Below are 19,219 nucleotides of genomic sequence, written 5' to 3'. Positions count from 1 at the left end.
ATCATTCCCATTTCGATCTAGAATCCGGAGTCTTACATTTCGTAATGTTCCGGGCAGCGCGAGCGGCAGGTGCGCCCGGCGCATTCCACCGTCTGCCTGCCGCTCCGGAGTCTCCATGTCGAATCCGCGTATCCGCCCGCTGCCGCTCGCCGGCGCCCTCGCCCTTGCCGCGGCCGCTTTCGCGCCGCTCGCTCACGCCGCCGAGGAAGTGAGCCTGTACACCACCCGCGAGCCGAAGCTGATCCAGCCGCTCATCGACGCGTTCACGAAGCAGAGCGGCGTCAAGGTCAACACCGTGTTCGTGAAGGACGGCCTGCTCGAACGCGTGAAGGCGGAAGGCGCGCAGTCGCCGGCCGACGTGCTGATGACGGTCGACGTCGGCAACCTGCTCGACCTGGTCGACGGCGGACTCACGCAGCCGGTCCGCTCGAAGGTGCTCGACGATGCGATCCCCGCGAACCTGCGCAGCGCGCAGGGCGACTGGTACGCGCTGTCGCTGCGCGACCGCGTGCTGTACGTCGAGAAGGACCTGAAGGTCGACGCGTTCCGCTACGAGGATCTCGCCGACCCGAAATGGAAAGGCAAGGTGTGCATCCGCTCGGGCCAGCATCCGTACAACACCGCGCTCGTCGCGGCGATGATCGCGCACGACGGCGAGGCCGCGACCGAGCAATGGCTGCGCGGCGTGAAGGCGAACCTCGCACGCAAGGCGACCGGCGGCGATCGCGACGTCGCGCGCGACATCCTCGGCGGCATCTGCGACGTCGGCCTCGCGAATGCGTACTACGTCGGCCACATGAAGCATGCCGAGCCGGGCACCGACGCGCGCAAGTGGGGCGACGCGATCAAGGTCGTGCGGCCGACCTTCGCAAACGCGAAGAGCGGCGGCACGCACGTGAACATCAGCGGCGCGACGGTCGCGAAGCACGCGCCGCACAAGGCCAACGCGGTGAAGCTGCTCGAATATCTCGTGTCGCCGGAAGCCCAGGCGCTGTATGCGCAGGCGAACTACGAATATCCGGTGCGCGCGAACGTGAAGCTCGACCCCGTCATCGCGAGCTTCGGTCAGCTGAAGATCGATCCGCTGCCGCTCGCGGAAATCGCGAAGCATCGCAAGCAGGCCAGCCAGCTCGTCGACAAGGTCGGCTTTGACAACTGAAGTCCCGTTCGTCGCGGCGCGCCGCTCGCGCCTGCGGCCGCGCGCCGGCAGCGCATGGCTCGCCGGCGCGCTCGTTATCGCCGCGGCGGTCGCGGCGCCGCTCGCGGTGCTCGTCGCAGCCGCGTTCGGCGCCGATCTCGAGCACTGGCGGCATCTCGCCGAATTCGTGCTGCCGCAGGCGCTCGCCAATACGCTGCTGCTGCTCGCGGGCGTCGGCGCGATCGTGTCGGTCGTCGGCACCGGCTGCGCGTGGCTCGTCACCGCATACGACTTCCCCGGCCGCCGCGTGCTGAGCTGGGCGCTGCTGCTGCCGCTCGCGGTGCCGACCTACATCGTCGCGTTCGCCTATCTCGACCTGCTGCACCCGATCGGCCCCGTGCAGGGCGCGATCCGCTGGCTGCTCGGTTTCGACAGTCCGCGCCAGTTCCGGCTGCCCGACCTGCGCTCGCTGCCCGGCGCAGGGTTCGTGCTCGGCTTCGTGCTGTATCCGTATGTGTACCTCAGCACGCGCGCGATGTTCGTCACGCAGTCGGCGAGCCTGCTTGAAGCCGCGCGCACGCTCGGCGCCGGGCGCATCGCGACGTTCTGGCGCGTCGTCGTGCCGCTCGCGCGGCCCGCGATCGCGGTCGGCGTCAGCCTCGCGCTGCTCGAAACGCTGAACGACATCGGCGCGTCCGAATTCCTCGGCGTGCAGACGCTGACCGTCTCCGTCTACACGACCTGGATCACGCGCTCCGATCTCGCGGGCGCCGCGCAGATCGCGCTGGCGATGCTCGCGATCGTCGTCGGCATGATCGCGCTCGAACGCTACGGGCGCCGCCGCCAGCGCTACGCGCACGGCCGGCGCATGCGGCCGATCGCGCCGCGCCGCCTGACGGGCGCGGCCGCCTGCAGCGCGGCCGTGCTCGGCTGGCTGCCGGTGCTGCTCGGCTTCGGCGCGCCGGCCGCGTATCTCGCGGTCGAGACCGGCAAGCGCCTGCATCTGGTCGGCGGCGTGTCCGCGCAGTTGCTGATCGGGCTCGCCAACACGCTGACGATCGCCACCGCCGCCACCGTGGCCACGCTCGCGTGCGGGCTTGTCGTCTCGTGGGCCGCGCGCGCGCAGCGCGACAGTGCGCGCGCCGGCCCGGCCCGCGTCGCCGCGCGGATCGCGAGCCTCGGCTATGCGGTGCCGGGCACCGTGCTCGCGATCGGCCTGCTGATTCCGCTCGCGGCGCTCGACCGGCTGCTCGGCGTGGCGCTCGGCCGCGACGGATTACTGCTGATGGGCTCGGCGGCTGCGCTCGTGATCGCGTACACCGTGCGCTTTCTCGCAATCTCGGCCGGCAGCATCGAGGCCGGCCTCGCGCGTATTCCGCCGTCGCTCGAACAGGCGGCGCGCTCGCTTGGCGAAACGGCCGGCGGCACGCTGCGCCGCGTGCACCTGCCGCTGCTGCGTCCCGCGCTCACGACGAGCGCACTGCTGGTGTTCGTCGATGCGATGAAGGAGCTGCCGGCCACGCTGCTGCTGCGCCCGCTGAACTTCGACACGCTGGCGACCTGGCTGTACGCGGAAGCCGCACGCGGAACCTATGAAGAAGGCGCGGTCGCCGCGTTCGCGATCGTGCTGGCCGGGCTCGCGCCCGTGATCCTGCTCGCCCGCACCCGCCCCAACACCGGAGCCTGACACCGTGAACCTGCTCGAACTCGAAACCCTCTGCCTCGCGTACGACACGCCGCAAGGCCGCCGGACGGTGGTCGACGGGCTCAGCCTCGCGCTGCCGCGCGGCGACATCGGCTGCCTGCTCGGCGCGTCGGGCTGCGGAAAGACCACCGTGCTGCGCGCGATCGCGGGTTTCGAGCCCGTGCGCGCGGGACGCATCGTGCTCGACGGCGCCGCCGTCGCGACGCCGACACTCGACGTGCCGCCCGAACGGCGGCGCATCGGCATGATGTTCCAGGACTATGCGCTGTTCCCGCACCTGAGCGCGGCCGACAACGTCGCATTCGGGCTGCGCCGGATGCCGAAGCCCGAACGGCGCGCGCGCGTCGCGGACATGCTCGAACTCGTCGGTCTCGCGCAATCGGCCGGCGCGTATCCGCACGAGCTGTCGGGCGGCCAGCAGCAGCGCGTCGCGCTCGCCCGCGCGCTCGCGCCGTCGCCGGAACTGTTGCTGCTCGACGAGCCGTTCTCGAACCTCGATGTCGATACGCGCGAACGGCTCGCCTTCGAGCTGCGCGAGATCCTGAAGCGCACCGGCCATACCGCGATCCTCGTCACGCACAACCAGGCCGAAGCATTCGCGATCGCCGACCGGATCGGCGTGATGCACGAAGGCCGGCTCGCGCAATGGGATACGCCGCATGCGCTTCACCACCGGCCGGCCAGTGCCTTCGTGGCGGACTTCGTGCGCCGCGACGCGCTCGCCGACGAACGCGCGCGGGCGCTGATGCGCGGTCGCTGAGCGCAGCGCGCGCCTGTGCGGCCGGCCGGTTCGCCCGGTGCCGCGCACGACACCGCGCCGCGCTACGCGGATTCCACGAGATCGCGCACCGGCAAGGCCGTCGAATACTTGATCTGCTCCATCGCGAACGACGAGCTGACGTCGAACAGCGGCACCGCGCGGATCAACTGCTTGTAGACGCGATCGTAATCGTCGATGCCGGCCACGACGACCCGCAGCAGATAGTCGGTCTCGCCGCTCATCCGGTAGACCTCGACGACTTCCGGCATGTCGCGCACGGCCTGCGTGAAGCGCTGCGCCCACTCTTCGGTGTGCTGATTCGTGCGGATCGCGACGAACACGGTCGTGCCGACGCCGAGCTTGCGCGGATCGCACAGCGCGACCTGCGCGCGGATCGCGCCGGTCTCCTTCAGTCGTTGCACGCGCTTCCAGCACGGCGTCTGCGACAGGTTCACGCGCTGCGCCAGTTCCGCGATCGGCAGTGTCGCGTCCGCCTGCAGCAGCTCCAGCAGCTTGCGATCGATGGCGTCCATTTCTCCAGTCCCTCGTAAATAGAAATTTATTCTATGCATCTGCATGACTGGGGAACAATATGAAAACTGTTTCTCGGCGTCGACCGGTATAAATACCAATCAGGCACACGCACTCGCCGTGCGGCCGCCCCGACCCGGAGAAACAACGCCATGCAAACGTCCACGCTTGCCCGCGTCGCAACCCGACGCGTCGCGACCGCCGCTGCGGATATCGCGCCCGCTTCTGCGTCCGCGGTGCGCCCGGCGCTCGCCCGCCTGTGCGCACGGATCGACGAGGCGTTCGAGGCCGTCCACGCGAGCGGAGCGTCGTCGCACGACGATCCCGCGCAACACCCCGCATTCGCGCGCCGCATGCGCGCGGCGCTCGCCGAAGCCGGCGCGGCCACGCGCTGGCTGACCGACGCGCAACGCCGCGGCGATCCGCAGACGTACTGCCGCCACCTGCTCGCCGCCGATCCGCTCGGCCGCTACACGATCGTCGCGCTGGTCTGGCGCCCGGGCCAGTGCAGCCCCGTGCACGCGCACCGCACGTGGTGCGGCTACACGGTGCTCGAAGGCACGCTGACCGAAACGCTGTACGACCGCGACACGGCCGCCGATCACGCGATCGAAGCCCGCCGGCAGCGGCGCGACGCCGGCGCGGTATCGTTCGTGCGCGGCGGCCCGCAAGGCATTCACCGGCTCGGCCACGACTGCGCATCTGCCGGCGCGCCCGCGATCTCGCTGCACGTGTACGGCGTGCCGGGCGAGCAGATCGCGACGCATGTCAACGCGCTCGTCGAGGTCGCGGCGCCCGCATGAGTCGCGCCCAAAGAAAAGGCAATCCCGCCCGCCAGGGTGGAATCGCCTGAAACCGTCGCCCGGCGCGGGTTCGACACCGCGCGCGGGCCGCGCCGGCGGTCACGCGCCGCCGGCCGTCGCGCCGCTCAATATGCGACCGTCGCGATCTCGCGCACGAAGCTGCCCTGCTCGAGCGCGTCGACGAACGCGACCGCGTAGTCTTCCGCCGAAATCCTGCTGTTGCCGTCCGCGTCCGCGATCAGCTTGCCGGTGCCCGTGCGGAACTTGCCCGTGCGTTCGCCCGGCGCGATCAGCGCGGCCGGCGCGAAGAACGTCCAGTCGAGATCCGCGACCGTCTTCAGGTAATCGAACGCATCGCGATGCGCGAGCGCGACCGCCTTGTACGCTTCCGGGAACCCTTCGCTGTCGACGAGCTGCTTGCCCGGCGCGACCTCGAGCGAACCGGCGCCGCCCACCACGACGAGCCGCTTCAGGCCGGCTGCACGCGTGCCGGCGACGAGCGCTTTCGCGGCTGCGACGACCTTGGCGGCATCGTCCTGCTTCGGGCCGTATGCGCTCGCGACCACGTCATGGCCCGGCACCGCAGCCGCGATGCTGGCCGGGTCGAACAGGTCGGCCGCCTTCGCGGTGATGCCGTCGCCGGCCGCGCCGGGGTGGCGCGACAGCGCGGTCACGCGATGGCCGCGTCGCGCGGCTTCCGCGGCGATGCGCGAGCCGATCATGCCGGTGGCGCCGAACAGCGCGATATTCAAGCTTCGTTGCGTCATATCGATACTCCAGAAATAAAATATGTAATTACTTTAATTACATATAAGACCGAAAAAAACGGGGCGAAGACCCCGGTCGCGCCGGCTGCGCAGCGTCGCTGCGACCCGGCATCCTGCCCTGCCCGCCGGCGCTTATCCGCCGGCGCCGACTGCTCCGTCTGCCCCTGCGCCTGCCCTTTTCCCGCGCCGCTCCGCATCCAGCATGTCGGCCGTCACGTCGGCAAGCGTGCGCGTGGCGAGCGACGCTTCCATCGCGCGCTGCGCATCGCCGATATAGCCGATCAGCGCGCCCTGGATATGGCGCCCGACCAGACACGCGGGATTCGGCGCCTCGCGGTGCAACGCGAAGAGCTGCGCATCGTCGACTGCCCGATAGATGTCGAGCAGCGTGATCTCGCCCGGCTCGCGCGCGAGCAACGCGCCGCCGCCCGCGCCGAGCTGCGACGTCGTGAGCCCGGCGGCCGCGAGCATCGACAGCAAGCGGCGAATCAGCGCCGGATTCGTGTTCACGCTGCCCGCGATGATGTCGGACGACAGCGGCGCGCCTTCCTGCATCGACAGCAAGGCAAGCACGTGAACGGCAAACGCGAAGCGGCTGCTGGTATTCATTCCTCACTCACTCGGCATCGCCGGCCCGGGCCTGCGGCCGGCGACAATGTGTAACCACTATAATTACATTTCACGAAAAAGGCAAGTTCCGCGTCACTCGCCGCTCGCGGGCTTCGCGCCCGCCGCATTCTGCTGGCTCCACTGCTGAAGCTTCTTGCCGGCCTCGGCGAGCCTCGCACCGGCCTCGGACGCCGTATGCGCGACGACCTCGGAAGCCGCCGCGTCGATCTGCGCCTGCGCGGCGGACGCCAGCCCGCTCGCCGACAACGGCGGCACCGCCGACGCCGCGGACGCGATCCCGGCCTTCGCGGCATTGATCTGCTGGTTGACCGCGCTCGCCACCTGGTCGAGCGCCTGCGCCGCGTGGCCCGCGGCATCGGCCGCCGCGCTTGCGGCCGTATCGGGTTGCGTGGCCGGCGCGCCGGACTTCTCGCAGCCCGCGAGCAACACCGCCGCACCGATGGTCACGATCGCCAGCGCGGCACCGGGCGCGCGACGCGCCCGCCAAGTCTTCGTCTTCATCAACAAGTCTCCGGCCGCGCGTCACGCGGCCTGCAGGGTTGGATCGACGTCGATGATACCGCCTGTGGAACGGACCTATGCGATCCACGCTTAAAACCGGCTTTCAATTTCGAACTTGTCTGATTTATTCGTGGGTGCGCCGCCAGTAAAGTGGGCACGCTTCAACCTGATGCTCCGCACCCGCTTCTCCATGGCTTTTCTCATCGATTGGTTTATCTCACTGGCCGCGTTGCTGGCCGCCACGCTGTTCCTGTGCCTGCGCCCGCCGGCCGCGCGCCGCCTGTCGGCGTCGGGCCGCCCGCGCCGCGTCACGGCCGCGCGGCTGCTGACGCAAGCCGTGATCGGCTTCTGGACGGCCGCGCTGATCGTCGCGCGCGGCATCCTCGGCCCCGAAGGCGACGGACAGTCGGCGGCAGGCTTCGCAGCCCTTGCGTTCGCCGCGCTCGGGCTGGCGACCGTCGCCGCCTACTGGTCGGCATGCGCGCTGCGGCTGTGCCGGCCGCGTGCGCTGTTTGCCGGCCGTCCCCGTCGCTGACGCACCGCGATCGCGCATTGCCTGCGCACCACCTCGCATCACGCGGCACGACACACGCACCAGTTCCGCACGCGTCGCACCATGCGCGTGCATCGTTCGCACTGCGCCGCCCCATCCCCGTCGCCGCGATGTCGCACGCGACCGACCGGCGTGCCGCATCGCACGGCCATCCGCACCAATTCCACGCAAACGCTCCCCAAGTTGGCTCGATACTTGCATTCCTTGCCCGTTTTTTGAGCAAGGAAGCCACGGCATGGATGGTCTGAAATCCGGCGTCGACACACTGTTCCTGTTGATCGGCGCCGTCATGGTGCTCGCGATGCACGCGGGCTTCGCATTTCTCGAGCTCGGCACGGTCCGCAAGAAGAACCAGGTCAACGCGCTCGTGAAGATCCTCGTCGACTTCTCGGTGTCGACGCTCGCGTATTTCTTCATCGGCTACACGATCGCGTACGGCGTCGAATTCTTCGATGACATCGGCACGCTGTCGCAGCACAGCGGCTATGCGCTCGTGCGGTTCTTCTTCCTGCTGACCTTCGCGGCCGCGATTCCCGCGATCGTGTCGGGCGGCATCGCCGAGCGCGCGAAATTCAATCCGCAGCTCGTCGCGACGCTGATCATCGTCGGCTTCATCTACCCGTTCTTCGAAGGGATCGCGTGGAACAACCGCTTCGGCGTGCAGGCATGGCTCGCCCACGCATTCGGTGCGCCGTTCCACGATTTCGCGGGCTCGGTCGTCGTGCACGCGTTCGGCGGCTGGGTCGCGCTGCCGGCCGTGCTGCTGCTCGGCGCGCGCCACGGCCGCTATGCGAAGGACGGCCGCATCGCCGCGCACCCGCCGTCGAACATCCCGTTCCTCGCGCTCGGCGCGTGGGTGCTCGCGGTCGGCTGGTTCGGCTTCAACGTGATGAGCGCGCAGACGCTCGACAAGATCAGCGGCCTCGTCGCGGTGAACTCGCTGATGGCGATGGTCGGCGGCACGCTCGCCGCGTGGCTCGCGGGCCGCAACGATCCGGGCTTCACGTACAACGGCCCGCTCGCGGGCCTCGTCGCGGTCTGCGCGGGCTCGGACGTGATGCACCCGATCGGGGCGCTCGTCACGGGCGCGATGGCCGGCGCCGTGTTCGTCGCGATGTTCACCTGCGTGCAGAACAAGTGGCGCATCGACGACGTGCTCGGCGTATGGCCGCTGCACGGCATGTGCGGCGCGCTCGGCGGCCTCGCGGCCGGCGTGTTCGGGCTGCCCGCGCTCGGCGGCCTCGGCGGCGTCGCCTTCCTGTCGCAGCTGATCGGCACCCTCGGCGGCATCGCGATCGCCACGGCGGGCGGCGCGCTGGTCTACGGCGCGCTGAAGGCGACCGTCGGCCTGCGCCTCGACCGCGAGGCCGAGTTCGACGGCGCCGACCTGTCGATCCACCGCATTTCCGCGACGCCCGAGCGCGATTGAGCGCCTGATTCGAACGCCTGACGGACGCCCGACGTCACATTACGTTTTCAATTCAAAAAACTTTCATCGAGCGTCCCTACACTTCCGTCCAGTTTTCAAATTGCCTTCGCGACACTTTCCGTTCGCCGGTGTCGCGCAGGCCATTCTTCCAACCACCGAAACTGGACTCCACATGCCCGCGTTGCCCAATGCTTCCCGTCGTCAGGCCCTGAAGATCCTCGCCGGCGCGCCCATGCTTCCCCTTTCCGGCCTCGCGCTGCCGGCCCTGCTGACGGGTTGCGGCGGCGACGACGATCCCGCGGCGACGCCGACGCCGGTCGCCGCCGCGTACACCGCGGCGGCGTTCTCGACGATGGCCGCCCCCACGCTCGACAATCCGGCGGCAATGGCCACGACGACGGTCGGCTCGACGCTGTCGGTGTCGTTCTCGGACGGCTCGTCGCGCAACTTCAAGCTCGCGTACCGGCCGTTCTTCGTGACCGGCGACCAGGTGCCCGACGGCAAGGGCGGCACGATCCTCGCGGGCGGCTACTACGACATCAACAACCAGCCGATCATCGACCGCTCGGTCGCCGGCAAGGAACGCCAGTTCTACTCCGACTGCCCGGACGGCAGCTCGCTGCTCACGCTGAAGAACGCGAACGTGCCCGGCGTGAAGGGCAACACGGTGTTCGCGGTCGTGCAGTTCGAATACACGACGCGCGACCAGGCGAGCGCGTCGCAGTACGGCCAGCTGCCGTCGCCGATCGCGGTGCTGACGCTCGACCAGGATCCGGCCAGCGGCGCGCTGAAGCTCGTCAAGTATCACAACGTCGACACGTCGAAGGCGCACGGGCTGTGGATCACCTGCGGCGCGAGCCTGTCGCCGTGGGGCACGCACCTGTCGAGCGAGGAATACGAGCCGGACGCGACCAAGGCCGCGACCGACGCGCAGTTCAAGGCCTTCAGCAAGAACACCTTCGGCGACGAGACCCGGGCGAACCCCTACCACTACGGCCACCTGCCCGAGATCACGGTGAACCCGGACGGCACCGGCACCGTGAAGAAGCACTACTGCCTCGGCCGCATCTCGCACGAGCTGATCCAGGTGATGCCGGACCAGCGCACCGTGATGATGGGCGACGACGCGACCAACGGCGGCCTGTTCATGTTCGTCGCCGACAAGGCGGCCGACCTGTCGGCCGGCACGCTGTACGTCGCGAAGTGGACGCAGACCTCGTCGGCCGGCGCCGGCAGCGCGACGCTCACGTGGCTGAAGATCGGCCACGCGACCAGCAGCGAGATCGAGGCGCTCGCGAACACGCTGAAGGCGTCGGACATCATGGACCTCGCGACGACCGACCCGAACGATGCGAGCTACACGAAGATCCATTTCGGCGGCAAGTTCAACTGGATCCGCGTGAAGCCCGGCATGGAAAAGGCCGCCGCGTTCCTCGAGACGCACCGCTACGCGGCGCTGATCGGCGGCAGCATGGCCTTCACGAAGCTCGAAGGCACGACCGTGAACGCGAAGGACAAGATCGTCTACACGGCGATGTCGCGGATCGAGACGTCGATGGTCAAGGGCAATGCGGCGTCGCGCGACGTCGCGCTGGACAAGAAGATCGCCGCGGGCGCCGTCTATGCGCTGAACCTGAAGGGTGGTCAGCGCGACACGTCGGGCGCCGCGATCGACAGCGAATGGGTGCCGGTCGACATGAGCGCGCCGGCCGCGCTGGTCGGCGAGGACCTCGCGTCGGCCGACGCGCTCGGCAACCTTGCAAACGCCGACAAGATCGCAAACCCCGACAACCTGAAGTTCTCCGAAAAGCTGCGCACGCTGTTCATCGGCGAGGACTCGGGGATGCACGTGAACAACTTCCTGTGGGCGTACCACGTCGACACGAAGACGCTGTCGCGCGTGCTGTCGTGCCCCGCCGGCGCCGAATCGACGGGCCTGCACGCGGTCGACGAGATCAACGGCTGGACCTACATCATGAGCAACTTCCAGCACGCGGGCGACTGGGAATCGCCGCTGCACGACAAGGTCAAGCCGGCGCTCGATCCGCTCGTGCGCGCGAACTTCAAGGACCGCTTCGGCGCGAGCGTCGGCTACCTGACCGCCGAGCCGACCGGCATCAAGCTCGCGAAGGCCTGACCCGCGGCACCACGGGGCCGCGCGGCCCTGTCACGCTTTCTTCATCACGCTTCATTCGTCGGCGCTCCACGCCGTTTGATGCGCGACGCCCGTGGCGGGCGTCGCGCTTTTTTTTTCGGATTGCCGCCGCGTCAATACAGGCCGCCCGGGCGCTGTCCGGGCAGCGCGCCGCCCGGAAAACCGGACAGGCTCGGCGCGCTGGCCGGCATCGCCGGTGCAGCCGCCGCATCACTGGCCGGCGCGGACAACCCGGGTGCGAGATACAGGAACTTCCATTGCCGATAGGTCTCGGCGCCCTCGAAGTCCATGTATCGATCCGGAAATCCCGCGCGCTTGATGGTTGCGCCCTCCGAACTGCTGTACACGCCGTAGAAGCGGTCGGCCCGCCACAGGAACGACCAGTCGTTCTTGCCGCTGACCGGATCGGGATATGCGCGGCGCAGGTGGTGCATGGGTTTCGCGAAGCGCGTGTCTTCCAGCAGATCGTCGACCGTTTGCGGGTACGCGCGCGCGAGCCGGTAATAGCCGACGATGGCCTTGCGGTACTGGTCGCCGGCGAACAGCAGCTGCCGCTCCTGCTCGCGGCGCCGCTGCAGCGACCAGACGTCCAGCGCGCCGGCCAGCGCGATCGACATCAGCATCAGCGCGATCAGCAGCGCAAGCAGCACGAGCCCGCGCTGCCGCCCGCGGCGACGGGCACGCGACGCGCGCGCGACGCCGCGTCCGGACCGGCTCATTTCGACGCTCCCGACGCTCCCGACGCTCCCGGCGCGGCCGCCGCCCCGCTCCCCGGCGGCACGCCCTGCACGCCGCTCGCGGGCCCGACGTCGTACACGCCGGGCTTGGTCTCGTCCGGCGATGCGAGCGTCGCCCATTTGTCGTCGCCGTTCACCGGATCGACCGGCACCGCGCGCAAATAGTGCTTCGCGACCAGTTCGTCGAGCGTCTCGGGATACTGCCCGTTGTCGCCGTAATACTGGTCGATCGCATTGCGCATCACCGCGAGGTTCTGCCGCCTCACCTGTTCCTTGCCGCGCTCGATACTGTGCATGTAGCGCGGCACGGCCAACGTCAGAAGCAGTCCGATGATGGCCATCACGACCACGATTTCGATCAGCGTAAAGCCGCGGATCCGGCGGATGCGAGCGGGTTTCATGATGAACCGTCACCACTGTTTGTACGGAATGCCGTTGAGGCCGATACGGGCCGATTTCGACGTCACGTCGAACACGTCCTTGCCGGGCTCGAAGCCGCCGGGCGGGCCGTCGGCCGCCGGATCGGGCGGCGTGCCGTATGCGCGCACGTCCCAGGTGTCCTCGTCCGGCGTATCGGGGTCGCCGGTGAAGAACGGATCGCGCGGCACGCGGCGCAGGAACATCACGAGGCCGCCTTTCGGATCGCGGGCGTTTTTCACGCCCGTCACGAGCACGGTCAGCGTCGGCGGATAGCCGGACGATTCGGCCTCCTTCTCGATCTTGCCCTCGTCGCTCGCCTCCTTGTACGCGTCGAGCGCCGTGCGGATCTCGCGCAACGCGGCGCCCAACTCCTGCTCCTTCTGCCGCTGCACGACCAGTTCGGAGAACGGCATGATCGCGAGCGCGAGGATCGCCACGAGCGCGAGCGTGATGACCATCTCGATCAACGTGAAGCCGCGCAGGCCGCTGCGGCCGACGCGAATCGCTGCGTTGCGCGCGGCCACGGCTCACTTCCCGACCGGGCGAAGCGGGTTTTCGCTCGGTATGTCGCCCGCGGGCATCTGCAGCGTCGGCGGCGGCGCCGCCGGCGCGGCCGCCGGTGCATTGGCCGCCGCAGCCGCCTGCTCGGCCGGCGCAGGCGAGGCAACCGGCGTCACGACGGTGCCCGGCGCAGGCGCGACTTCATTGCCTGTCGGTGCGGCCGGCTGCGCCGCGCCGCCCGCCGGCTGTTCCGCCGCGGCGGCCCCGCCGGCCGGCGCGGGCAACGCCGGCTGAGGCCGCGCGAACCGCCCGCCGTACGGTTCGGGCGGCGGCGTCGTGCGCGGCGCGGCCGGCAGCTGCCCGAACGCGCCGCTCGTCGGCGACGGCTGCGCACGGCTCGCCGCCGCTTCCAGCGGCGACGGCGCCGCGCCGCCCGTGGTCCCGCCGCCCACGCTGCCCGGCACGACCTTCGCCTCCGGCGCCGCAGGCGCGGCCTCCGCGCTCGGCATCACCGGATCGAGCCGCAGCTCGTCGGCGTGCACGTTGACGTCGGTGCCCGACCACACTTCCTGCGTGTCCGCATCGGCCGCCACTTGCGGCCGGACGATATGCGGCGTGATCTGCAGCACGATCTCGGTCTTCTTGTGATCGCCGCCGTGATCGGAGAACAGCCGGCCGAGCACCGGCAGCTGCCCGAGACCCGGCACCTTGTTCGCGTTGCGGCGGTCCTCGTCCGAAATCAGGCCGCCCATGATCTGCGTCTCGCCGTCCCGCAGCCGCAGGCTGGTCGACGCACTGCGCGTCCCGATCTGGTAGGCGAGCGAGCTGAGTCCCTGCGAGTTGCCGCTCGAGATCGTGTTGGTGATGTTGCTGACTTCGAGATTCAGCTTGATGCCGACGTCGCCGTCGCGATAGACCTGCGGCTCGACCTCGAGCTTGATGCCCACGTCGAGGTACTGGATCATCTGCGTAAACGACGGGCCGCTGGTGCTCGGCGTGCTCGAGCTCGAAATCACCGGCACCTTGTCGCCGATCATGATGCGCGCCTTCTCCTTGTTGCGCGCGCGGATGCGCGGGCTCGCCAGCAGGTTCGCGTCGGTGTCGGTGAGCTTGAAGTCCGCGGTGGCCGACAGGCCGCTGACGTTCAGCGCGTTGATGGGCAGGTGGTGCAGCACGCCCCAGGTATCGGCCGAGCTGGGCGTCGACACCGTAAACGAGTTCGGCCAGTTGATGCCGAGCTGCGACATCCGGTCGTGCGACACCTCCAGCACCTCGACCTCGAGCATCACCTCCGGCTCCGGCAGGTCCTGCGCGGCGATCATCTCCTCGGCCACCTTGATCATGTCCGGCGTGCCGCGGATCGTCACCGTGTTCGCGTGCTCGTCGATCACGGCCTCCTTCACCTTCAACAGGCTCTTCAGCAGCGACTGGACCTGCTTCGCATCGACGTTCGACAACTGGAACGTGCGCACCTTGAGCTCCTGGTACTCGAGCTCCTTGGCGGGCGTCGCCGGGTAGATGAACAGCGTATTCGCGTTCATCTGCTTCTTGTCGAGCTGGTTCTGCAACAGGATCATGTCGACCGTGTCCTGCAGCGACGCGTTCTGCACGAAGATCGTCGTCTTCAGGTCGGCGCGCACGTCGCGATCGAAAATGACGTTCAGCCCGGAGGTGCGCGACAACGCCTCGAACACCATCCGCACGTTCGCGTCGCGGAACTGCAGCGACACCGGTGTGCGCATGATCGACGACGACGCGAGCTTGTCGTCGCGCTCCGCGTGTTGCTGGCGGCGCTTTTCGTCGAGTTCCGCCTGCATCCGCGCCGCCATCGCGTTGGCCGGATCCTCGACCAGCACGCGATGCACGCGCTCGGCCGCCTGCGCGTACGAACCGCGCTTCATCATGCGATCGGCTTCCTGCAGGATCGCGAGATGCTTGCGGTCCTGGTCGATCATCGCGCCGATCCGGCGTGCGCGCTCGCTGGTCGGATCGAGCTGCTTCGCCATGTAGACCGAACGCGCCGCATCGTCGAACTCGTTTTGCTGGCGAAACGTGTCCGCGTTGTCGAGCAGCTGGTCGACCGCGTCGTTGCGCTCGTGCAATGCGTCGATCTTCACCTGGGCGTTGGTGGGGTCGTCCCGAAGGTTCGGCACATGCGCACAGCCGCCGCATGCGAGCAGCGCCGCGGCGATCGCCAGCGCGCGCCTGGTCGCGCAGCGGTGCGGCAATACCGGTCGTGCGTCGGGCGAGGCGGCGGAACAACGGCGTGTCGCCCGGCCGCCATCCCCGGTGCGGCGCGCATTCCGTATACGTAGCGTGTCCATTTACTTTCCTTCTACTGGAATGGGCACCATCTGGAGCTGGTTCAGCGGCAGATAGGTGAGCACCACGTTCGACTCGGTCACCGACTCGACGCGATACTGACTGCCGATCACGTCGCCCGGCGAGACGATCAGCAACTGATCGCCGTTGCCGAGAAACACCTGCGGCTTCGCCGCCTTGGGATCCTGCTGGCCGAGATAGACGAACGGCACCGGCGGCGCGGTCGGCGGCGCCGGCCGCGTCTCGGGCGGCGGCGGCACGACGGGCGGCGGCGGCAGCCACGACGACGCGGTGAAGGGATCGTGCGCCGCGTCGAGCGACACGGGCGCGCGCAAGGCCGCGAGCCGTTCCCGCGGTGTCGGCGGCGTGTCGTGCGCCGGCGGCAACGACGCGGGCGCCGCCGACGCCGCCTGCGATGCCGACGCGACGTGCGCGCGTGCCGGCGCGGACGCCGCGCGCGCACCGGCACGATGCACGATGCCGGGCGCAGCAGCCGGCGCCGGCTGCTGCATCGCCGCCACCAGCACGCGATATCCGGCACCGGCGACGACCAGGCAACCCAGCACGAGCGCGAGCCACGTGCGCGAAGCGGGTTTCACGAGGGCGGAGATCATGGCTGGGCGCTCCGATAGACGAGTTCGAAACGCACCCGTGCGTCGAGAATGCTGCTGCCCACTGCCGGGCGCTCGACGTGGATTTCCTGCAGCGCCGCGTTCGGCACATGGTTCAGCACCGATGCGAGAAAATGCCGGATCGCGCCGTACTGATCCTTCACGGGCAGCAGCACCTGGTAGCGCTCGAAGCGCCCGCCCGACTCGGTCGTCATCTGGTACTCGGCAGATCCCAGCGTCAAATGGCTGTCGCGCGCCTGCTCGAAGATCGAGGCGATGTCGTCCGCGCTCTGCGATGCACGCGGAAAGAGCGCCGGCAGCGTGTCGAGCGCGATCGCATCCGCCGCCGTGCCGCTCGCCTCGACAGGACGGTGGCCGTGGGCGGCAAGCACCACGCCGGACGGCGCAAGCATCGCGCGCGTGTCCGAATCGACGCCCGCGATCGCCGCGCAGGTGATGCCTGCGGCGCCGAGCATCAGCAGCCCGGCGAGCCCCGGCAGGCCGAAGGCGCGCCGCCACGCGAAGCGAAGCGTGAGCAGGCGGTCCGCGAAGCGATCGGTGTTCATGATTTCCTCCAGACGGCCGTGATCTGGAAACGCACCGGCCTGCCCGCCACGTTCTCCTCGACGAGATGCCCGTTGAGCGTCGCCTCGCGCAGCACGACGCTCGTCTGCAGGTACTTCAGGTACGCGATCATCGCGTCCGGGTCCTTCGCTTCGGCCGTGATGCGAATCTGGCCCTGCGCCGGGTTCTGGTCGATGCCGATCAGCGCGACGTCGTGGCCCGGATAGTCCTCGACGATCGAGAAGAGCGTCTGCCACGGCACGGTCAGTTCGCGCAGGACGGCCTGGCTCTGCTTTTCCGCGAGCCGGGTGGCCGCGCTCGGCGGCGGCTTCGCGACGTGCTGCTGCGCGAACACGTGATGCTGGACGACCGCGACGCGCTCCTTGACGCGGTCGTTTTCCGCGTACGCGTACCAGAGCCGGACCGCGCACGCGCCCCACAGCAACGCGGCGACGCCGAGCAGGATCGCGCCGCCCGTGCCGATGCGCGCGCGGCGCCGGCAAAAATCGATGTCGAGCGCGCGGATCATGGTGCGTACTCCAGCAACCGGCGCGCGGCTGAACCGTCGAGCGCCGCGCGGCCCGGCACGACGGCGGCGGCGAACCGCGCGTCGAACGGCCCGGCATCGACGTCGGCGCCGGACAGATAAACCTTGCAGGTGTCGCGCTTCAGGCCGGTGCGCATCGCCGAGCGCTCGAACAGCTGCTCGGCGAGCTCGGCGAGCCGCGACGCGTCGCCGGACTCGCCCGGGAACAGGCGCTGCGCGTCGTATGCGGCCCACTCGCCGCGCTCGACCATGACCGCCTGCAGCAGCGCCTCGCCGACCACGAGCAGCATCGCGTCGCCGTCCGGCTTTGCCGCGAACCGGTTGAGCGTCTCGGGAAGCGCCGCGCGCAGGCCGCGAATCCGCACGTCGCCGGACGCGCCCGCGCCGAGAATGCCGTCGTGGAGCGTGCGCGGCAACGCACTGGCGAAGAGCGCGCGGCCGCCATGCAGCACGTCGAAGCGCGCAACCAGCGACTCGGCGGCGACGCCGTATGTGTCGGAGAAATGCGCGAGCGCGATTTCCTCGAGCTCGCGTGCGTGCAGCGCGCGGAAGTCGCCGCGCAGGATCGCGTGGCAACACCAGAAGTCGTCGAGCACGACGTGCGCGCCGCGCGCCGAAGCCCGCGTCGCATCGACGTCGGCGCCGCGCGCTGCAGCCAGCGCGGCGTGCAGCGCATCGAGCAGCCCCGTCTCGCTGCCGAACTGTTCGTCGGGAATGACGACGCCGTGCGGCTCGGCGACGAACCCGCGCCGGCCCCGCCGCCACAGTGCGCGCGCACGGATGCCGACGACGATTTCGCGCGTGCCGACGCCGACCGCCAGACGTTCATTCGACCATGGTGACACGATTGATCTCCTCGAGCGTCGTTTCGCCGCGCCTCACCAGCTCGATCGCCGACGCCCGCAACGTCGCCATCCCGTAGCGCAGCGCCGCGGCCTTGATGTGTCCGAGCGGCGCGCGCTCGGACAGCAGCTGCCGCAGTTCGTCGTTCATGCGCAGCGCCTCCGCGATCGCCCGCCGGCCGCGATAGCCGGTGCCGCGGCACATCGCGCAGCCGGTCCCGCGGCGAAACAGGTAGCTGCCGGCCGTATCGGGATCGATGCCCGAGCGGACCAGCGCATCCGCATCCACCGCGTCCTCGTCGAGACAGTCGGGGCAGCACTGGCGCAGCAGCCGCTGCGCGATGACGCCGTTCAGCGCCGATACGAAGCTGTACGGATCGACCTCCATGTTCGTGAACCGGCCGATCACGTCGAACACGTTGTTCGCATGCACGGTGGTGAACACCTGGTGGCCGGTCAGCGCGGCCTGCACGGCGATCTGCGCGGTTTCGGGGTCGCGGATCTCGCCGACCATGATCTTGTCCGGGTCGTGCCGCAGGATCGAGCGCAGGCCGCGCGCGAACGTCAGGCCCTTCGCCTCGTTGACCGGAATCTGCAGGATCTCGCCCAGCTGGTACTCGACCGGATCCTCGATCGTCACGATCTTCTCGAGGCCGTTGTTGATTTCGGTGAGGATCGCGTAAAGCGTCGTGGTCTTGCCGCTGCCGGTGGGCCCCGTGACGAGCAGCATGCCGTACGGCATCGACGCGATCGACCGCATGAAGCGCGTATCGGCAGGCTGGAAGCCCAGCGCCTCGAGCGTCAGGCCGCCCGATGCCTGGGACAACTGATAGCGGTCGAGAATCCGCAGCACTGCATCCTCGCCGAACTGATTCGGCATGATCGACACGCGAAAATCGATTTCGCGTCCCGCGTACATCGCCTTGAAGCGGCCGTCCTGCGGGATGCGGCGCTCCGCGATATCGAGCTCGGAGATCACCTTCACGCGCGACAGCACCTGGTCCGCGACGTCGCGCCCGTCCACGCGCCCCACCACCGCCAGCACGCCGTCGACGCGGCACTTGATGATCAGGCCGCTCGCCCTGCATTCGAGGTGGATGTCGCTCGCCAGCATCTTGAGCGCATCGTAGATCGTCGAGTTGAGCAGCCGCACCACCGGGCTGTCGTCGCTGCTGATGCCCTGCAGCGTCAATGCGAGCGAGGCCGGATCGGGCGCGCACTGGACCGGATCGTCGAACGCGAGCGAATCCATGGCGCGGATGTCCTTCTCGCGCACCGCGAGATAGGCGCTCAGGTCGCCCGCGCTCGCGAGCGCCCATCCGTACGGCAGCGCCGGGTGCGCGCGCATGCGGTGTTCGACCCAGCCGCGCGTGCGCGCATCGAGCGGATCGGCGATCGCGAACAGCAGCGCGCCGCTGTCGGGATCGCGCAGGCATACGCAGAGGCGCGCCGTCGCCTCGACGAACGGCACGCGTTCGAAATCCGGCTCCAGCCGGTTCAGCTCGCGCATGCCGATCGGCTTCATCCGGAACTGCGCGGCGAGCCGCTCGCGCAGTTCGTCCGCGCCCAGCCCCGTGTGCGCCGTCAACGCCTCGAGTGCGCGAATACCGGAGCCGTGCCGTTCGCCGAGCGTGCGAAGCAGGTCGCGCAGGCCGGCATCCGCGTCGGAATCGGGATCGAGGGGAGCAGTGACGGTGTCCACG

Annotated in this window: 20 protein-coding genes; 7 read left to right on the top strand and 13 right to left on the bottom strand. The window is 69.2% G+C overall.

Annotated features, from left to right (window positions below; all coding sequences use genetic code 11):
* Positions 1 to 115: 115 nt before the first annotated feature.
* From WS57_RS23840 to WS57_RS23830, 3 genes are read left to right on the top strand one after another with little or no spacing between them, the layout of a single operon-like run.
* The gene (locus WS57_RS23840; protein WP_059601884.1) at positions 116 to 1,159 is read left to right on the top strand and encodes a Fe(3+) ABC transporter substrate-binding protein; all 1,044 of its coding nucleotides are present in this window, start codon (positions 116 to 118) and stop codon (positions 1,157 to 1,159) included.
* Complete coding sequence (locus WS57_RS23835) at positions 1,149 to 2,825, top strand: ABC transporter permease (protein ID WP_069244915.1); 1,677 nt, start codon at positions 1,149 to 1,151, stop codon at positions 2,823 to 2,825. Before WS57_RS23840 ends, WS57_RS23835 begins: the two co-directional genes overlap by 11 nt.
* 4 nt (positions 2,826 to 2,829) lie before the next feature.
* Entirely contained in the window at positions 2,830 to 3,603 is a 774-nt protein-coding gene (locus WS57_RS23830; RefSeq protein ID WP_040127031.1) for an ABC transporter ATP-binding protein, read from the top strand.
* A gap of 62 nt (positions 3,604 to 3,665) precedes the next feature.
* Here the strand turns inward: WS57_RS23830 and WS57_RS23825 are convergent, their stop codons facing one another.
* Complete coding sequence (locus tag WS57_RS23825; RefSeq protein ID WP_009690079.1) at positions 3,666 to 4,136, bottom strand: Lrp/AsnC family transcriptional regulator; 471 nt, start codon at positions 4,134 to 4,136, stop codon at positions 3,666 to 3,668.
* A 150-nt stretch (positions 4,137 to 4,286) separates the two neighbouring features.
* Between WS57_RS23825 and WS57_RS23820 the strand changes: the two genes are divergently transcribed.
* Complete coding sequence (locus tag WS57_RS23820; protein WP_155774339.1) at positions 4,287 to 4,937, top strand: cysteine dioxygenase family protein; 651 nt, start codon at positions 4,287 to 4,289, stop codon at positions 4,935 to 4,937.
* Between the two features lie 125 nt (positions 4,938 to 5,062).
* Here WS57_RS23820 and WS57_RS23815 read toward each other — a convergent pair whose 3' ends face one another.
* The 3 genes from WS57_RS23815 to WS57_RS23805 form a co-directional block, all read right to left on the bottom strand.
* Positions 5,063 to 5,704 (bottom strand): NAD(P)-dependent oxidoreductase, encoded by a 642-nt coding sequence (locus WS57_RS23815; protein ID WP_059601878.1) that lies wholly within the window; start codon positions 5,702 to 5,704, stop codon positions 5,063 to 5,065.
* A 132-nt stretch (positions 5,705 to 5,836) separates the two neighbouring features.
* The gene (locus tag WS57_RS23810; protein WP_009690075.1) at positions 5,837 to 6,313 is read right to left on the bottom strand and encodes an Rrf2 family transcriptional regulator; all 477 of its coding nucleotides are present in this window, start codon (positions 6,311 to 6,313) and stop codon (positions 5,837 to 5,839) included.
* Between the two features lie 93 nt (positions 6,314 to 6,406).
* Positions 6,407 to 6,835, bottom strand: a complete 429-nt coding sequence (locus tag WS57_RS23805; protein ID WP_069245472.1) for a hypothetical protein — start codon at positions 6,833 to 6,835, stop codon at positions 6,407 to 6,409.
* Positions 6,836 to 7,025: 190 nt separating this feature from the next.
* On the opposite strand from WS57_RS23805, the gene WS57_RS23800 reads away from it, so the two are divergent.
* The 3 genes from WS57_RS23800 (at position 7,026) to WS57_RS23790 (ending at position 10,954) form a co-directional block, all read left to right on the top strand.
* The gene (locus WS57_RS23800; protein WP_059514394.1) at positions 7,026 to 7,370 is read left to right on the top strand and encodes a hypothetical protein; all 345 of its coding nucleotides are present in this window, start codon (positions 7,026 to 7,028) and stop codon (positions 7,368 to 7,370) included.
* Positions 7,371 to 7,623: 253 nt separating this feature from the next.
* On the top strand, positions 7,624 to 8,817 hold the full coding sequence (locus WS57_RS23795) for an ammonium transporter (RefSeq protein ID WP_009694874.1): 1,194 nt from the start codon (positions 7,624 to 7,626) through the stop codon (positions 8,815 to 8,817).
* A 172-nt stretch (positions 8,818 to 8,989) separates the two neighbouring features.
* Positions 8,990 to 10,954 (top strand): PhoX family protein, encoded by a 1,965-nt coding sequence (locus tag WS57_RS23790; protein ID WP_069244914.1) that lies wholly within the window; start codon positions 8,990 to 8,992, stop codon positions 10,952 to 10,954.
* Positions 10,955 to 11,085: 131 nt separating this feature from the next.
* Here the strand turns inward: WS57_RS23790 and WS57_RS23785 are convergent, their stop codons facing one another.
* The 9 genes from WS57_RS23785 to WS57_RS23745 form a co-directional block, all read right to left on the bottom strand.
* A complete protein-coding gene (locus WS57_RS23785) occupies positions 11,086 to 11,691 on the bottom strand; it encodes a type II secretion system protein (protein ID WP_081337660.1) in 606 nt (201 codons plus the stop codon).
* Complete coding sequence (locus tag WS57_RS23780; RefSeq protein ID WP_059601872.1) at positions 11,688 to 12,110, bottom strand: type IV pilin protein; 423 nt, start codon at positions 12,108 to 12,110, stop codon at positions 11,688 to 11,690. Before WS57_RS23780 ends, WS57_RS23785 begins: the two co-directional genes overlap by 4 nt.
* 9 nt (positions 12,111 to 12,119) lie before the next feature.
* Positions 12,120 to 12,653, bottom strand: a complete 534-nt coding sequence (locus WS57_RS23775) for a type II secretion system protein (protein WP_069244913.1) — start codon at positions 12,651 to 12,653, stop codon at positions 12,120 to 12,122.
* 3 nt (positions 12,654 to 12,656) lie between these two features.
* Positions 12,657 to 14,858: a type IV pilus secretin PilQ gene (locus WS57_RS23770; RefSeq protein WP_236871918.1), complete on the bottom strand. Its 2,202-nt coding sequence runs from the start codon at positions 14,856 to 14,858 to the stop codon at positions 12,657 to 12,659.
* A gap of 96 nt (positions 14,859 to 14,954) precedes the next feature.
* Entirely contained in the window at positions 14,955 to 15,566 is a 612-nt protein-coding gene (locus WS57_RS23765; protein WP_059482577.1) for a hypothetical protein, read from the bottom strand.
* Positions 15,563 to 16,129 carry a hypothetical protein gene (locus WS57_RS23760; RefSeq protein ID WP_009693328.1) on the bottom strand — a complete coding sequence of 189 codons (567 nt, stop codon included), beginning with the start codon at positions 16,127 to 16,129 and terminating at the stop codon, positions 15,563 to 15,565. Before WS57_RS23760 ends, WS57_RS23765 begins: the two co-directional genes overlap by 4 nt.
* Complete coding sequence (locus tag WS57_RS23755) at positions 16,126 to 16,656, bottom strand: hypothetical protein (RefSeq protein WP_059482579.1); 531 nt, start codon at positions 16,654 to 16,656, stop codon at positions 16,126 to 16,128. The genes WS57_RS23760 and WS57_RS23755 overlap by 4 nt, the downstream gene beginning before the upstream one ends.
* On the bottom strand, positions 16,653 to 17,519 hold the full coding sequence (locus WS57_RS23750) for a hypothetical protein (RefSeq protein WP_009693331.1): 867 nt from the start codon (positions 17,517 to 17,519) through the stop codon (positions 16,653 to 16,655). The genes WS57_RS23755 and WS57_RS23750 overlap by 4 nt, the downstream gene beginning before the upstream one ends.
* The gene (locus tag WS57_RS23745) at positions 17,500 to 19,218 is read right to left on the bottom strand and encodes a GspE/PulE family protein (protein WP_155774338.1); all 1,719 of its coding nucleotides are present in this window, start codon (positions 19,216 to 19,218) and stop codon (positions 17,500 to 17,502) included. The genes WS57_RS23750 and WS57_RS23745 overlap by 20 nt, the downstream gene beginning before the upstream one ends.
* Between the last annotated feature and the right edge of the window lies 1 nt (position 19,219).

Origin of the sequence: Burkholderia pseudomultivorans (genome assembly GCF_001718415.1) — a bacterium.
GTDB lineage: Bacteria > Pseudomonadota > Gammaproteobacteria > Burkholderiales > Burkholderiaceae > Burkholderia > Burkholderia pseudomultivorans_A.
Note: the sequence above shows the minus strand (reverse complement) of the source record. Positions and strands in the feature narration are given on the sequence as shown.

Bases quoted from the DNA above. Each gene is read 5' to 3' on its own strand.
- WS57_RS23840 (WP_059601884.1), top strand. From the start codon at position 116: ATGTCGAATCCGCGTATCCGCCCGCTGCCGCTCGCCGGCGCCCTCGCC.
- WS57_RS23825 (WP_009690079.1), bottom strand. From the start codon at position 4,136: ATGGACGCCATCGATCGCAAGCTGCTGGAGCTGCTGCAGGCGGACGCG.
- WS57_RS23820 (WP_155774339.1), top strand. From the start codon at position 4,287: ATGCAAACGTCCACGCTTGCCCGCGTCGCAACCCGACGCGTCGCGACC.
- WS57_RS23815 (WP_059601878.1), bottom strand. From the start codon at position 5,704: ATGACGCAACGAAGCTTGAATATCGCGCTGTTCGGCGCCACCGGCATG.
- WS57_RS23810 (WP_009690075.1), bottom strand. From the start codon at position 6,313: ATGAATACCAGCAGCCGCTTCGCGTTTGCCGTTCACGTGCTTGCCTTG.
- WS57_RS23805 (WP_069245472.1), bottom strand. From the start codon at position 6,835: ATGAAGACGAAGACTTGGCGGGCGCGTCGCGCGCCCGGTGCCGCGCTG.
- WS57_RS23800 (WP_059514394.1), top strand. From the start codon at position 7,026: ATGGCTTTTCTCATCGATTGGTTTATCTCACTGGCCGCGTTGCTGGCC.
- WS57_RS23795 (WP_009694874.1), top strand. From the start codon at position 7,624: ATGGATGGTCTGAAATCCGGCGTCGACACACTGTTCCTGTTGATCGGC.
- WS57_RS23790 (WP_069244914.1), top strand. From the start codon at position 8,990: ATGCCCGCGTTGCCCAATGCTTCCCGTCGTCAGGCCCTGAAGATCCTC.
- WS57_RS23785 (WP_081337660.1), bottom strand. From the start codon at position 11,691: ATGAGCCGGTCCGGACGCGGCGTCGCGCGCGCGTCGCGTGCCCGTCGC.
- WS57_RS23780 (WP_059601872.1), bottom strand. From the start codon at position 12,110: ATGAAACCCGCTCGCATCCGCCGGATCCGCGGCTTTACGCTGATCGAA.
- WS57_RS23765 (WP_059482577.1), bottom strand. From the start codon at position 15,566: ATGATCTCCGCCCTCGTGAAACCCGCTTCGCGCACGTGGCTCGCGCTC.
- WS57_RS23760 (WP_009693328.1), bottom strand. From the start codon at position 16,129: ATGAACACCGATCGCTTCGCGGACCGCCTGCTCACGCTTCGCTTCGCG.
- WS57_RS23755 (WP_059482579.1), bottom strand. From the start codon at position 16,656: ATGATCCGCGCGCTCGACATCGATTTTTGCCGGCGCCGCGCGCGCATC.